Consider the following 13,110-nt stretch of genomic DNA (forward strand, 5'->3'; position numbering starts at 1 on the left):
CGCCATAACGCCACGAACGCCACGAGCGCCCCGAACGCCCCGAACGCCACGAACGCCACGAACGCCACGAACGTCACGAACGTCACTGGGGCCGGAATGGGGCTTGGGGGTCCTGGAGGGATCCCCCATGCCCCGTGGAGAGCCCGCGCTTGGCGACTCGAATGAGGCCCAGCCTGAAGCCCGCACCCGGTGACAGGTCTTGCCCGACTGCCGGCCGGATCTGTTTCTACAATGAGAACAGTTCTCGTCTGTCGGGTAACTCCCCGCCGATGAACCTCCTGCCAGCCTGATCTTCCGCTCCCCGCGCCTTGCAACGCCCGTTGCACACGCCGCGCGACGCTGGAGCCGATCCCGCAAGCCTCTGTCATCCACCTCCCTCCCCGGGGCCGGTGCGCTTGCGCGCGCCGGTATGCGGGCTCACGCCTGCTTGCTGCTGCTCTTTCCCATGTCACGCTCCTCTCGAACCCCCGTTGCGGCTGCGGTCGCATTGTTCTTGTCCGCCGGTGCCGCCATGGCCCAGTCGTTGCCGGCGTCCGTCCGCGATGCCGATGTCCCGGATGTCCACGCTGATGCCGCCGAAGCTGCTGCTGAACCTGCCGCCGAAGCCGCCAATGAATCCACCGGCGAGGGCGCAACCCGCGCCGACCGTCGCCGTGCGCTGGACCGCGTCACCATCAGCGCCGCGCGCAAGAAGCTCGAGGGAGCGAGCACGCGCCTGCCGCTGACCGCGCGCGAGACGCCGCAGTCGATGAGCAGCCTCGACGCGAGCCGCCTCGAGAACGAGACGCTGATCAGCATCAACGACGTGATGCAGAACATCACCGGCGTGAACGTGTCCTTCTACGACACGCAGCGTCCGCTGTACTTCGCGCGCGGCTTCCAGATCACCGACTTCCAGACCGACGGCGTGCCGACCTACAGCGGCGGCACGCAGCAGGAGTACGACACCGTCTTCTACTCGCGCATCGACGTCGTGCGCGGCGCCAACGGCCTGACCACCGGCGCCGGCATTCCGTCCGCGACGGTCAACATGATCCGCAAGCGACCGGAGAAGGCGTTCTCGGCCTACGGCGGGCTGGTGATGGGCTCCGAGGATTTCCATCGTGTCGAGGCCGACCTCAACACCCCGATCACCCGCGACGGCCGCGTGCGGGCACGCCTGATCGCCTCGGCGCAGGAGAAGGACGGCTATCGCGATCGGCACAGCGAGACCAAGACCGCCTTCATGGCGACCGTCGAAGCCGACCTGACGGACAGCACGACGCTGACCCTCGGCTACCAGGACCAGAACAACGTGCCCAAGGGCCCGATCTGGGGCACGATCCCGCGCTTCGCGTCGGACGGCTCGCTCGCCGACCTGCCGCGCGAGACCAGCTTCTCGCCGCCGTGGACGCGCTGGTCGCGCCACAACGGCACGAGCTACGCGCAGCTCGAGCACAAGCTCGGCGGCGACTGGACGCTGAAGGCCATCGCCAACCACAGCGAAGGCAACACCTTCAGCCTGCGCACGTATGCCAGCGGCTATCCGGACCCGAAGACCGGCGCCGGGCTGAAGCTGCTCGCCGCCGTCGGCAAGAGCTGGGAGAAGCGCGACAGCCTGGATCTCTACGCCTCGGGCACGTTGACGCTGTTCGGCCGCCAGCACGACCTGGTGATCGGCGCCAACGGCGTGAAGACGACGACGACCACGCCGACGCTGACCTCGGTCGCCTCGTGGAGCTACAACATCCCCGACATCCGCAGCTGGGACGGCAACGCGCCCGCGCCGACCTTCAGCGCCACCGGCGCGAAGCGCGTCGCCGAGACCGAACAGAGCGGCGTCTTCGCGATGGGCCGGTGGAAGGTCCTGGAGCCGCTGTCGGTGATTACTGGCGCGCGGCTGAGCTATTGGAAGACCGGCACCGACGCCTTCAACACGGCCGGCAACTTCACGGCTCGGACCGGCGCCTACAAGGTGACCGACGAGGTGTCGCCGTACTTCGGCATCGTCTACGACATCAACGACGCGGTCTCGCTTTACGCGAGCTACACCGACCTGTTCAAGCCGCAGAACTACAAGGACAAGAACGACAACCTGCTCGCGCCGGTTCGCGGCAGCAACACCGAGTTCGGCATCAAGGGCGAGTTCCTCGACAAGCGCCTGGCGGTGTCGGCCGCGGTGTTCGAGGCCAAGCAGGACCACTACGCGGTGCGCGACTCGTCGGTGCCGGAGGGCACGCTGCCCGACGGCGGCTCAGCGTACATCGGCGTCAACGGGACGAAGACCAAGGGCTTCGAGCTCGACGTTGCCGGCCAGCTCGCGCCGGGCTGGACCTTGAACGCGGGTTACGCCAACACGCGCATCACGCGCAACGCGCTGGATCTGATCTATGCGAACCTGCCGCGCCACACGGTGCAGCTCAGCACCAGCTACCGCCTGCGCGGCGCGTGGGAGCGGCTCACCGTCGGCGCCGGCGTGAACGCGCAGAGCGCGGTGGCGGGCTACGGCATCCCGCATCCGACGCTGGGCACGGTGACCGTCACGCAGGGCAGCTACGTGCTGCTGAACCTGCATGCCAACTACCAGTTGAACGACCACTTCAGCCTCGGCCTGTCGGTCCGCAACGCGCTGGACAAGACCTACTGGGCCAACCTCGACTATCCCAACTACGGGGATCCGCGCAGCGTGATGCTGAGCGTGCGCGGCCGGTTCTGACGGGGGCTGCACCCGAGCGCTTCACACTGGCACTTCGCTGAAGGGGGCCGAGAGAGGATCCCTGAAGCGGGCCCCTGAAGCGGGCCCCTGAAGCGGGCCCCTGAAGCGGATCGCCGGAGCGGATCAGCGCTCCGGCTTCCGTGCCAGTTCGAGCTCCACCGCCTGCACCACGTTGCGACCCTGCGCCTTCGCGCGGTAGAGCGCCTGATCGGCGCGTCGCAGCACGTCGGCGGCGGTGGCGTCTCCAGTCATGGACTCGGCGATGCCGAAGCTGGCCGTCAGCGGCCAGCCCTGTCCTTCCCAGGCGAACGGGTGTTCCGCGAGCAGCGTCCGCATCCGTTCCGCCACCAGGGCGGCGCCGGCGATGCCGGTGTGGGGCAGCAGCACGCAGAACTCCTCGCCGCCCAGGCGCGCGAAGCGGTCCACCTCGCGCAGGCACGGCTTCAGCACCGTCACCAGCGCCTTCAGCGCCGCATCGCCGGCCGCGTGGCCGAGCGTGTCGTTCAGCTGCTTGAAGCGGTCCATGTCCAGCAGCACCAGCGCGTAGCCGTGACCGCGCGTCTGGCGCGAATGCTCGAGGTCCACGGCCTCGGACAGCGCACGCCGGTTCAGCGCGTCGGTCAGCGGGTCGCGCTCGGTCAAGCGGCGGATCTCCAGCACCAGCTTCATCAGCAGCAGGAACGCGATCCAGCCGTTGATCAACAGCGCCAGCACCAGCGAGGCCCACAACCACGCGATGTTGAAGGCGCTGGCGACGTCGATGTCGTCGGTGCGGCCCGGCGCGAGCGAAGCCTCCACCGGCCGCGAGAGCAGCAGCAACCCGACGACCACCAGCGGCGAGGCGAGCACCAGTGCCGCCCGCGCATTCAGCCCGCGCGCGCGCATCAGCCGCCAGGCGTCGGAGGCCGACATCAGCGCCAGCGCGCTCATCGCGCCGAAGAGCACCAGCGTGTGCGGCAGCGTTCCCGGTCCGCCCGTGAACCGCGCCGTGCCGAGTCCGACAGCCACGATCAGCAGCGCGGTCGAACGCCATGGCGCGGGCCGCTCGCCGACCAGCGGCACCGTCACGCGGACCAGGCCGAAGGCCGCCAGCGACAGGAAGTCCGACCACCCGTCGTCCATGCGCGGTGCGAAGCTGAGCGCCTCATGCAGCAGGAACGAGCCCGCCAGCGCCGCATTCGCGCCGGCCACGCTGGCGCAGGCCCAGGGCGACTCGCGCAGACCGACGGCGAGCATGAGCCAGACCACCGCCGCGACACCGAACAGCGCCACCAGTGCGGCGATCAGCGTGACGGGATCGGCAACGGGCAGCATCAGGCGAGTTCCGGCTCGCCGGCGGCGCGCAGCACGCGATTGCGTCCGCGCGCCTTCGCCGCGTACATCGCCGCGTCGGCCCGCGACAGCGCGCCGTGGCCGTTGGCGTCGCCCGGATGCATGGTCGCGACGCCGAAGCTCGCGCTGATCGGCCAGAGCTTGTCGCCCCACGCCAGCGGCTGCTTCTGCAGCAATTCGCGCAGGCGCTCGGCGACCAGCATCGCGCCGTCCAGCTCGGTGTCGGGCAGCAACACGGCGAACTCCTCGCCGCCCAGACGCCCGAAACAGTCGGTGTCGCGCAGCGTCGCCCCGAGCACACCCGCCAGGTGCTGCAGCGCGGCGTCGCCGCCCGCGTGACCGAGCTCGTCGTTGATGCGCTTGAAGTGGTCGACGTCCAGCACCAGCACGGCATGGCGGCGGCCGCGCTCGGCCTGCGCCTGCAGGCGGGCGAGGTGCTCTTCCAGCGCGCGGCGGTTGAGCAGGCCCGTCAACGCATCGCGACGGGTCAGATGGCGCACCCGCGCGATCAGGCGCTGGATGACGAGCGCGACCAGGCCGGTGGCGATCGACAGGTCCACCACCAGGCGCAACAGCGCGAGCGGCGCATTGGCGCCCAGGCCCGCAGGACTCAGCCCCGCCGGGATCCAGCCGAGCAGTCCGCCCGCGCGCCAGAAGCAGCCGACGGCCAGCACGCCGTACGGCAGCACGACGACGCTGGTGAGTCCGATCCGGAAGCCCGCGCCGATGGCGACATCCCATGCGGCCATCAGCGCCAGTACCCCGCCGACGAGGTTGGAGATGGCGCGCGCGGTGGCCAGGTCCGGATCGCCGGCCGTGAAGGCGGTGGCGACGAGCCCGAGGCCGACGATGGCGACGATGTCCCAGGCGCCGTCGCGGACCCGTGTCAGCGCGCGCACGCCGGCGGTGAGCAGGCCCGCGGAGACCAGGTCCAGCGGCAGCGCGACCAGCCGCTCCATCGAGTCCGGGAGCGTCGGCCACCAGGCCAGTGCGAGCAGGCCGTGATACGCCGAGATCCGCCGTGAGGCCCGCGGCGCGATGCGCAGCGCCTCGCCCAGCGCGAGCCAGACGACACACGCGACGGCGTCGATCACGGCGATCACCATCAGCAGCGTGGCGGCGTCGAGCGGCGGCATGCGGATCATCATCGCAAAGCGATGCCGCGCGCACAATCGCGCACATGACGAATGATGTCCCTGACTCCGAGGGGGCCGGCGGGCCCGCCGCGACGACCGATGAGGCCGATCGCTCGATCACGCTGATCACCGGCGCCGGTCGCGGCATTGGCGCGGCGACCGCGCTGCTGCTGGCGGCGCGTGGCCACGACCTCGCGCTCAACTATCGGCAGGACGTCGATGCCGCCGAAGACACGGCGCGGCGTGTGCGGGCGCTGGGACGGCGGGCGGTGACGATCCGCGCCGACGTCGCCGATCCGGAGCAGGTCGCGGCGATGTTCGCGCAGGTCGATGCGCGGCTGGGCCGGCTCACCGGGCTGGTGAACAACGCCGGCATGGTGGGACGCATGGCCTCGTTGGCAGACCTGACCCCCGACCGCATCCGGCGTGTCTTCGAGGTCAATGTCTTCGGCCTCATCTACTGCACGCAGCAGGCCGCTGCGCGGATGAGCACCGCGCACGGCGGACGCGGCGGCGCGATCGTCAACCTGTCGTCGCGCGCGGCGCAACGCGGCTCGGCGAACCTCTATTCGGACTACGCCGCCAGCAAGGGCGCGGTGGACACGCTGACCTTGAGCCTGGGGCATGAGCTGATCGGACAGGGCATCCGGGTCAACGGCGTGCGCCCCGGCGTCATCGAGACCGACATCCATGCCGACAGCCTTCCCGCGGAAACGCTGCAGGCCCGGCTGGCGGAGGCGGCCAAGGGCATTCCGATCGGCCGGCTCGGCCGCGCGGAGGAGATCGCCGAGGCCATCGCGTGGTTGCTCTCCGATGCGGCGGGCTACACCGTCGGTGCCACGCTGGACGTGGCGGGCGGGCGCTGAGGCCGGCTGAGCGCCGGCGCCTCGCCGATACCTCGATGGCGCGGGCGTTCCGGGACGTCGGTGGCGCTCAGCGCCGCTCGACCAGGATCGGCGTCAGCGCCATCGACGTGCGGACGCGGTCCGCGGCGGCGCGGGCGTCCTCGCGGCTCGCGAACGGACCGGCCTGCAGACGGTGCAGGTTCTTGTCCTTGAAGATCGTCAGCATCGGCGCGAGTTCTTCCATGCCGCGCGCGAAGCGCTCGCGCAGTTGCTCGGCGCCTTCCATGCGGGAGAACGCGCCGAACTGCAGCCAGTAGCCTTGCGCGGCGGCGATCTTCAGCGCGGGCACCGGCGCCTGCGAGTCGGTCGCGGCGATCGCGCCGGCGGTGGCGGTCGCCATCGCGTCGGCCTTGGATTGGCCCGACGGCGGCAGGTCGCTGCCGGGCGGCAGCGCGGTGATCGGAATCGGTGTCATGCCCGCGTCGGGGTTCGCCGAGGAGGACGAGGTCGGCGTCGACGATGTCGCGGGACGGTCCGCCTTGGCGACCGGCGACATCACCGGCGTCGGCAGCGGCGTCGGCAGCGGCACTTGCGCCGGCACCGGCGTGACCGGCGGGCGCATCTGGGCGGTGGTCGTCAGGTCGGGCGCGCCGCTGGGCGTGGCCGCGGCATACACCGGCGTGTCGGGGGCGACCTTCGGATCGGGCGAGAGGGTGTCGCGGTCGCGTGTCCACGCGCCGGAGCGGATGTCCTCGTAGGTGATGCGCTCGATCTCCACCGGCGCCACGCCGTTGAGCACGTCCAGCTTGAGCGCGGCGGTATAGCTCAGGTCGATGATGCGGCCCTTGTGGAAGGGGCCGCGGTCGTTGATGCGCACGATGATCTCGCGCCCGTTCTTCGGGTTGCGCACGCGGGCGTAGCTCGGGATCGGGATCGTCGCGTGCGCGGCGGTCATCGCGTACATGTTGTAGATCTCGCCGCTGGACGTCGGCCTGCCGTGGAACTTGCGGCCGTACCAGGACGCCAGGCCCTTCTGCACCAGGGGCTTGTCCTCGGCGATGGGCTCGTAGCGTTCGCCGAGCACCTCGTACGGCTTGTTGGGGCCGCCCTTGCGGATGGACTCCAGCCGGGGCACCGCATCGGGGACCTTCTTGAGATCGGGGGGGACGACGGCGTCGGGGCCGTCCCGGTCGGGCCAGGAGGAGACCTTGGCGCCGCCGGAGGAGGAACGGGTGGAGGAGGGGCCAGGGCTGGCGCAGGCGGCCAGGATCAGGGCACACGTCAGGACGGTCAGGCGCTGACCGGCGGGGCGGGCTTCAAACATGGCCGCAACCCTAGCAATGCGGCGCGGATTTGCCAAGGTTATGCTGCGCGCACCCTTCTTCCCTTTCATGATCGTTTCGATCGTTACGTCCGCACCGTCATGAGCAACTACCTCTTCCCCCCAGCGCCGCAGGCCGCCGTGGCCGTGCGCGGCACCGACGCGCTCTACGCCGTCAGCCGCATCTTCTGCGTCGGCCGCAACTACGCCGCCCACGCCCGCGAGATGGGCAGCGATCCGGATCGCGAGCCGCCGTTCTACTTCACCAAGCCGGCCAGCGCGCTGGCGCCGTCGGGCGGCACCATCCCCTACGCGCCGGGCACGAAGAACCTGCACTATGAGATGGAGCTGGTCGTCGCGATCGGCAAGCCGGTGTTCAAGGCGACGCCCGAGCAGGCCGCCGACGCGGTCTGGGGCTACGCCGCCGGGCTGGACATGACGCGCCGCGACCTGCAGAACGAGGCCAAGGCCATCGGCCGGCCCTGGGACCTGGGCAAGGGCTTCGAGCACTCGGCGGTGATCACCGAGCTGGTGCCGCGTTCGGAGCAGGGCGAGCTGAGCAAGGGCGCGATCACGCTGTCGGTGAACGGCGTGGAGAAGCAGCGCGGCGACCTGTCGGACATGATCTGGAGCATTCCGGAGCTGGTGGCCAACCTGTCGCAGTTCTATCACCTGGAGCCGGGCGACCTGATCTACACGGGCACGCCGGAAGGTGTCGGTCCGGTGAAGCCGGGCGACAAGATCGTCGGCGTGATCGAGGGCTTCGGCGAGCTGTCGATCTCGATCGGCGAGGCCGAGTAACCCGGCGCCAGTCAGAGACCCGCGACGATGTTCGATCACAACGAGACCCTGGACGAAGCCCGCGCTCGCAACATCCGCGATGCGCTGTTCGAGGACATCGGCGTCGCCGACTGGACCGCGCGGCTGGTGCCGGCGGGCCGGCGCGTGACGGCGCATGTCCGCGTGCGCGAGGCGGCGGTGCTGTGCGGCCGCGACTGGTTCGAGGGCGTCTTCCTGGCGCTGGACGGGTCGTCGCGGATCGAGTGGTCGTATGAGGAAGGCGCCGACATGGCGCCCGACACGGTGGTCTGCCGCATCGAGGCGGAAGGCCGTTCGCTGCTGTCGGCCGAGCGGCCGGCGCTGAACTTCCTGCAGCTGTTGTCGGGCACGGCGACGACGACGCGCGCGCATGCACGCGCGATCGAAGGCGCCAGCCCGAACCCGCGCGGCTGCGCGGTGCTGGACACGCGCAAGACGCTGCCGGGTCTGCGGCTGGCGCAGAAGTACGCGGTGCGCGTCGGCGGCGGGGCGAATCAACGCCTGGCCCTCTACGACGGGATCCTGATCAAGGAGAACCACATCGCCGCGGCCGGCGGCGTGACGCAGGCGCTGCAGCAGGCGCAGGCGCTGGAGGCCGGTGTCACGATCCAGGTCGAGGTCGAGACCATCGAACAGCTGCGCGAGGCCCTGAAGGCCGGCGCGGTCAGCGTGCTGCTGGACAACTTCAGCGAGCCGATGATGCGCGAGGCGGTGGCGATCGCCGGGGGTCAGGCCTTGCTGGAAGTCTCCGGCGGCGTGGCCATCGACCAGTTGCGCTGGATCGCGGCGACGGGCGTCGACCGCATCTCGGTCGGGCGCCTGACCAAGGACGCGAAGGCGGTTGACTACTCGATGCGGGTCGACGGCTGACGCTGACTCAGATATCAGCGACTCCTGCAATTCGGCGCCATTTTCGGCGCCGAACTTCTTTCTGACACTGGCTTCCTTCCCAACCGAAGGAGACAGTATTGATTGAAGCTTGCAACGATGAACACGTGCCCAATGCGAATGCGGGCGCGCTCCGCGACATCCTGAGCCGCTGGCCGGCCAGCATGGCGATGCTGGTGCTCAATGAGGTCGAGTGCCGTCTGCGACTGATGGCCGAGCTTCGCGGCAAGCTCGACGTGGTGGGCGTCGATGAAGTCCACGAACTGCAGCCGCTCTTCGCGCACGGGTTGTGGATGTTCGGCCCGGAGTTCGAGTCGGCTGAATTCACGGCGAACGTCGGCATGACGCGAGTGATCCGGAAATTCCTCAAGGATCCGATGGCAGTCGGCTCCCGAAATCGTCCTGATTTCGTGGTTCTACCCGAGAGCAGCATCGGGCTCTATGCCTGCCCGTCCTTTGACGGCACGCATGAGGTCAACGGCATCAAGCATCTCGCAATCATTGAACTGAAGACGACCGGCACGGAGATCGGGGATACCGAGCGGTCGCAGGTGTTGAAGTACGTGAAGGAGCTTCGGAATCGCGGATGCTTCAAGGCGCATACGAAGATCGATTGCTATGTTCTCGGGGAAGACATCGAACGCGGGGAAGAGGAGGCCTGGAGTAGTGGGCCCCAGACCACTGTCACGCTGATGCGTTACGACACCCTTCTCGAGAGGGCGGAGAGTCGACTGCTGAATCTGTACGAGAAGATCAAGCACGCTCCATTCTTGATGGACCAGGCGGAACGGTCCGAAGAAGACCAGCGTCCTCGCCCGCCTGCAATGAACGAAATTGAAGCCCCGTGGCCGCATTGACGGCCAGGCAGGCACTGCGACAGTGCCCACCACACCAATCTTGTGCGCAACGGCAGTGCGCGAGTGTCGTTCTGGCTTGCATACAAGACAGATGAGCCTGGGAAGGCAGGGTGGACCCGCACTGGCATGGAAGCTGCAAAGTCCCGTGCATGGGCATCACCGCCACCGACATCAGCCAGCGCATCATCGATGCGGTGCTCGCGCAGAAGCTGGCACCGGGCACCCGCCTCGGCGAGCAGCAGCTCGCGCTGCTCTTCGACTGCAGCCGCACCATCGTCCGAGAGGCGCTGACCCGGCTCGCCGCGCGGGGCATCGTCACGGTCAGCGCGCGCCGCGGCTGGTACCTCATCGCCCCCTCCCGCGATGAAGCCCGTGAAGCCTTCGAGGCCCGCCGCGTCATCGAGCTCGGCCTGCTGCGCGGTCGGCGACCGCTCGACAAGCCCGCGCTCACGCGTCTGAAGAAGCACCTCGCGCAGGAGAAGGCCGCGCTGCGCGGCGACGACGTCGGCGCACGCAGCTTCCTGCTGGGCGACTTCCATGTCTGTCTGGCCGAGTGCCTCGGCAACAGCCTGCTCGCCGACACGCTGCGCGACTACACCGCGCGCACCACGCTGATCGCGATGCTCTACCAGTCGTCGCACGACGCCGCGCAGTCCTGCCAGGAGCACGTCGCCATCGTGGCCGCGCTCGAGCAGGGCGACGCCGTCCGCGCCGAGGCGCTGATGGCCGAGCACCTCGCCAGCGTGCAGGCCGGCCTGCAGCTCGAGACGCAGACCGACGACCCGTTGCATCACCTGCGGCAGGCGCTCACGCCGATGGCGTCGAGTGCCTCCGCGTCCTCCCCAGCTTCCCCCGCCGCGCCGGCGCGCCGTTCCCGCGCGCGCACGGTGGCGGCCGACGCCGCCGATTCCGCCCCCGCCCCCTACCTAGGAGCCCTGTTATGAGCCACGCCGTCCGTTCCTCCGTCCGCACCCTCATGCCGCGTCGCCTGCTGCTGGCCGCCGGCCTCGGCCTCAGCATCGGTGTCATGGCGCCGGGCGCGCACGCGCAGACCGCGTTGGACACGATCACCAAGTCCAAGACCATCAAGATCGCGATCCCGACCGACTACCCGCCTTACGGCTTCGTCGGTCCCGACATGAAGCCGCAAGGCCTGGACGTCGCGATGGCCGAGCTGATCGCCGCCAAGCTCGGCGTGAAGGTCGAGCTGGTGCCGGTCACCAGCGCCAACCGCATTCCCTACCTGCAGACGAAGAAGGCCGACCTCGTCATCTCGACGCTCGGCAAGAACCCGGAACGCGAGAAGGTCATCGCCTTCAGCTCGGCCTACGCCCCGTTCTATCAAGCCGTCTTCGCGCCGAAGAGCCTGGCGATCAAGAGTTTCGCCGACCTCGCCGGCAAGACCGTCGCGGTGACGCGCGGCGCGATGGAGGACCAGGAGCTCGCCAAGGTCGCGCCGGCCACGCTGGAGTTCAAGCGCTTCGAGGACAACAACGCGACCATCGCCGCGTTTGCCGCGGGCCAGACGCAGGTGGTCGCCACCAGCGCCGCCGTCGCCGGCAACCTGATGCAGCGCCAGCCCGGCCTGAACATCGAATACAAACTGCTGCTCAAGGACAGCCCGTGTTTCATCGGCGTCGCCAAGGGCGAGGACGCGCTGCTCGCCAAGGTCAACGCGATCGTCGCGGCGGCCAAGCAGGGCGGGGAACTCGAGGCGCTCTCCAAGAAGTGGCTGGGCCGCGGCGCGGGCGAGCTGCCGCTCTGAGCGGTGAGCCCGCTGCCCTCCGGCATTGATCGCGCATAGCAGGCACTTCGGGAGCCGCCCATGATCGAGTTCGACTTCGGTGCCGTCCTTGCCGAATGGCCGCTGCTGCTGCGCGGCCTCGCATGGACCGTGGGCCTCACGGTGATCGCCGTGCCGCTCGGCCTGCTGATCGCGACGCTGGGCGCGTGGGCCCGCGCCTGCGGGTCGACGGCGCTGCGGCGCGGCGTCGGCGTCTATGTCGAGCTGCTGCGCAACACGCCCTTCATCGTGCAGCTGTTCTTCGTGTTCTTCGGCCTGCCGGCGCTCGGCGTGAAACTGTCGCCCGAGGCCGCTTCGCTCATCGCGATGACGCTGAACCTCGGCGCCTACGGCACCGAGATCCTGCGCGCCGGCATCCAGGCCGCGCCCAAGGGTCAGTGGGAAGCGGCGCAAAGCCTGGCCCTCGGTCCGACGCAGGTCTTCACGCGCGTGATCCTGCCGCCGGCGTTCAAGCGCGTGTGGCCGGCGATGACCAGCCAGATCGTCATCGTGATGCTCGGCACGGCGGTGTGCGGACAGATCTCCACCGAGGAGCTGAGCTACGCCGCCAACCTGATCCACAGCCGCAACTTCCGCGCGTTCGAAGCGACCTTCGTCGCGTTGGGCATCTATCTGGCGCTGTCGATGATCACGCGGCGCTTCCTGCTCTGGGCGGGGCCGAAGTGGCTGTTCGGCGGCACGCCGGTCGCCCTGAAGCCGCCGCTGTGGCGACGGCTGGCAGGTGCCGGCTCCGGAACGGGAGGCGCCCATGATTGAGTTCACCCTCTGGGACATTCTTCGCAACCTGGCGCTCGCCTTGCGCTGGACGGTGGCGCTGTCGCTGATCGCCTTCATCGGCGGCGGCCTGGTCGGCGCGACGCTGCTCTGCCTGCGCATCGGCTTGGGGCCCAGGACGCAGCGCGTGATCGGCGCCTACGTCGCGATCTTCCAGGGCACGCCGCTGCTGATGCAGCTGTTCCTCGCCTACTTCGGCGTCTCGCTGCTGGGCATCGATGTCTCGGCCTGGACGGCGGCCTCGCTGGCACTGACGCTCTACACGAGCGCCTACCTGGTCGAGATCTGGCGCGGTTGTGTCGAGGCCGTGCCGCGCGGCCAGTGGGAGGCCGCGCGCAGCCTGGCGATGAGTTTCGGCGAGCAGCTGCGCCACGTGATCCTGCCGCAAGCCGCGCGCCTGGCGATCGCGCCGACGGTCGGATTCCTGGTGCAGGTCATCAAGGGGACCGCGTTGGCGTCGGTGATCGGCTTCGTGGAACTGACCAAGGCCGGCGGGATGATCGCCAACGCGAGCTTCAAGCCCTTCCTGGTCTTCGGCTGCGTGGCGCTGTTCTATTTCGTGCTGTGCTTCCCCGTGAGCCTGGCCGCCCAACATCTCGAAAGGAAGCAGCATGGCCGCACCGCCTGACAAGACGATCG

Annotated in this window: 12 protein-coding genes; 9 read left to right on the top strand and 3 right to left on the bottom strand. The window is 69.3% G+C overall.

Annotated features, from left to right (window positions below):
• Positions 1 to 511 precede the first annotated feature (511 nt).
• Entirely contained in the window at positions 512 to 2,695 is a 2,184-nt protein-coding gene (locus ACQ4L4_RS22260) for a TonB-dependent siderophore receptor (protein ID WP_431101027.1), read from the top strand.
• A 123-nt stretch (positions 2,696 to 2,818) separates the two neighbouring features.
• On the opposite strand, the gene ACQ4L4_RS22265 is transcribed toward ACQ4L4_RS22260, so the two are convergent.
• On the bottom strand, positions 2,819 to 4,009 hold the full coding sequence (locus ACQ4L4_RS22265) for a GGDEF domain-containing protein (protein WP_431101028.1): 1,191 nt from the start codon (positions 4,007 to 4,009) through the stop codon (positions 2,819 to 2,821).
• Positions 4,009 to 5,163, bottom strand: a complete 1,155-nt coding sequence (locus ACQ4L4_RS22270) for a diguanylate cyclase (RefSeq protein ID WP_431101029.1) — start codon at positions 5,161 to 5,163, stop codon at positions 4,009 to 4,011. Before ACQ4L4_RS22270 ends, ACQ4L4_RS22265 begins: the two co-directional genes overlap by 1 nt.
• 44 nt (positions 5,164 to 5,207) lie before the next feature.
• On the opposite strand from ACQ4L4_RS22270, the gene ACQ4L4_RS22275 reads away from it, so the two are divergent.
• Complete coding sequence (locus ACQ4L4_RS22275) at positions 5,208 to 6,029, top strand: SDR family oxidoreductase (protein ID WP_431101030.1); 822 nt, start codon at positions 5,208 to 5,210, stop codon at positions 6,027 to 6,029.
• A gap of 67 nt (positions 6,030 to 6,096) precedes the next feature.
• On the opposite strand, the gene ACQ4L4_RS22280 is transcribed toward ACQ4L4_RS22275, so the two are convergent.
• Positions 6,097 to 7,332: a septal ring lytic transglycosylase RlpA family protein gene (locus ACQ4L4_RS22280; protein WP_431101031.1), complete on the bottom strand. Its 1,236-nt coding sequence runs from the start codon at positions 7,330 to 7,332 to the stop codon at positions 6,097 to 6,099.
• Positions 7,333 to 7,431: 99 nt separating this feature from the next.
• On the opposite strand from ACQ4L4_RS22280, the gene ACQ4L4_RS22285 reads away from it, so the two are divergent.
• The 7 genes from ACQ4L4_RS22285 to ACQ4L4_RS22315 all read left to right on the top strand — a co-directional run bounded on the left by ACQ4L4_RS22285 (position 7,432) and on the right by ACQ4L4_RS22315 (position 13,099).
• A complete protein-coding gene (locus ACQ4L4_RS22285; protein WP_431101032.1) occupies positions 7,432 to 8,130 on the top strand; it encodes a fumarylacetoacetate hydrolase family protein in 699 nt (232 codons plus the stop codon).
• Positions 8,131 to 8,157: 27 nt separating this feature from the next.
• Positions 8,158 to 9,018, top strand: coding sequence for a carboxylating nicotinate-nucleotide diphosphorylase (gene nadC, locus ACQ4L4_RS22290; protein WP_431101033.1), 861 nt, complete (start codon positions 8,158 to 8,160; stop codon positions 9,016 to 9,018).
• A 125-nt stretch (positions 9,019 to 9,143) separates the two neighbouring features.
• Positions 9,144 to 9,893: a hypothetical protein gene (locus tag ACQ4L4_RS22295; protein WP_431101034.1), complete on the top strand. Its 750-nt coding sequence runs from the start codon at positions 9,144 to 9,146 to the stop codon at positions 9,891 to 9,893.
• A 149-nt stretch (positions 9,894 to 10,042) separates the two neighbouring features.
• Complete coding sequence (locus ACQ4L4_RS22300) at positions 10,043 to 10,837, top strand: GntR family transcriptional regulator (RefSeq protein ID WP_431101035.1); 795 nt, start codon at positions 10,043 to 10,045, stop codon at positions 10,835 to 10,837.
• The gene (locus ACQ4L4_RS22305) at positions 10,834 to 11,658 is read left to right on the top strand and encodes a transporter substrate-binding domain-containing protein (protein ID WP_431101036.1); all 825 of its coding nucleotides are present in this window, start codon (positions 10,834 to 10,836) and stop codon (positions 11,656 to 11,658) included. The genes ACQ4L4_RS22300 and ACQ4L4_RS22305 overlap by 4 nt, the downstream gene beginning before the upstream one ends.
• Before the next feature lie 60 nt (positions 11,659 to 11,718).
• Entirely contained in the window at positions 11,719 to 12,453 is a 735-nt protein-coding gene (locus tag ACQ4L4_RS22310; protein WP_431101038.1) for an amino acid ABC transporter permease, read from the top strand.
• A complete protein-coding gene (locus ACQ4L4_RS22315) occupies positions 12,446 to 13,099 on the top strand; it encodes an amino acid ABC transporter permease (RefSeq protein WP_431101039.1) in 654 nt (217 codons plus the stop codon). Before ACQ4L4_RS22310 ends, ACQ4L4_RS22315 begins: the two co-directional genes overlap by 8 nt.
• Positions 13,100 to 13,110 lie beyond the last annotated feature (11 nt).

The organism is Roseateles noduli, assembly GCF_050626985.1.
GTDB classification, from domain to species: Bacteria; Pseudomonadota; Gammaproteobacteria; order Burkholderiales; family Burkholderiaceae_C; genus Roseateles; species Roseateles noduli_A.

Excerpts from the sequence above, each read along its gene's own strand:
- ACQ4L4_RS22270 (WP_431101029.1), bottom strand. The coding sequence starts at position 5,163 with ATGCCGCCGCTCGACGCCGCCACGCTGCTGATGGTGATCGCCGTGATC.
- ACQ4L4_RS22315 (WP_431101039.1), top strand. The coding sequence starts at position 12,446 with ATGATTGAGTTCACCCTCTGGGACATTCTTCGCAACCTGGCGCTCGCC.
- ACQ4L4_RS22275 (WP_431101030.1), top strand. The coding sequence starts at position 5,208 with ATGACGAATGATGTCCCTGACTCCGAGGGGGCCGGCGGGCCCGCCGCG.
- ACQ4L4_RS22310 (WP_431101038.1), top strand. The coding sequence starts at position 11,719 with ATGATCGAGTTCGACTTCGGTGCCGTCCTTGCCGAATGGCCGCTGCTG.
- ACQ4L4_RS22300 (WP_431101035.1), top strand. The coding sequence starts at position 10,043 with ATGGGCATCACCGCCACCGACATCAGCCAGCGCATCATCGATGCGGTG.
- ACQ4L4_RS22285 (WP_431101032.1), top strand. The coding sequence starts at position 7,432 with ATGAGCAACTACCTCTTCCCCCCAGCGCCGCAGGCCGCCGTGGCCGTG.
- ACQ4L4_RS22305 (WP_431101036.1), top strand. The coding sequence starts at position 10,834 with ATGAGCCACGCCGTCCGTTCCTCCGTCCGCACCCTCATGCCGCGTCGC.
- ACQ4L4_RS22260 (WP_431101027.1), top strand. The coding sequence starts at position 512 with ATGGCCCAGTCGTTGCCGGCGTCCGTCCGCGATGCCGATGTCCCGGAT.
- nadC (WP_431101033.1), top strand. The coding sequence starts at position 8,158 with ATGTTCGATCACAACGAGACCCTGGACGAAGCCCGCGCTCGCAACATC.
- ACQ4L4_RS22265 (WP_431101028.1), bottom strand. The coding sequence starts at position 4,009 with ATGCTGCCCGTTGCCGATCCCGTCACGCTGATCGCCGCACTGGTGGCG.
- ACQ4L4_RS22280 (WP_431101031.1), bottom strand. The coding sequence starts at position 7,332 with ATGTTTGAAGCCCGCCCCGCCGGTCAGCGCCTGACCGTCCTGACGTGT.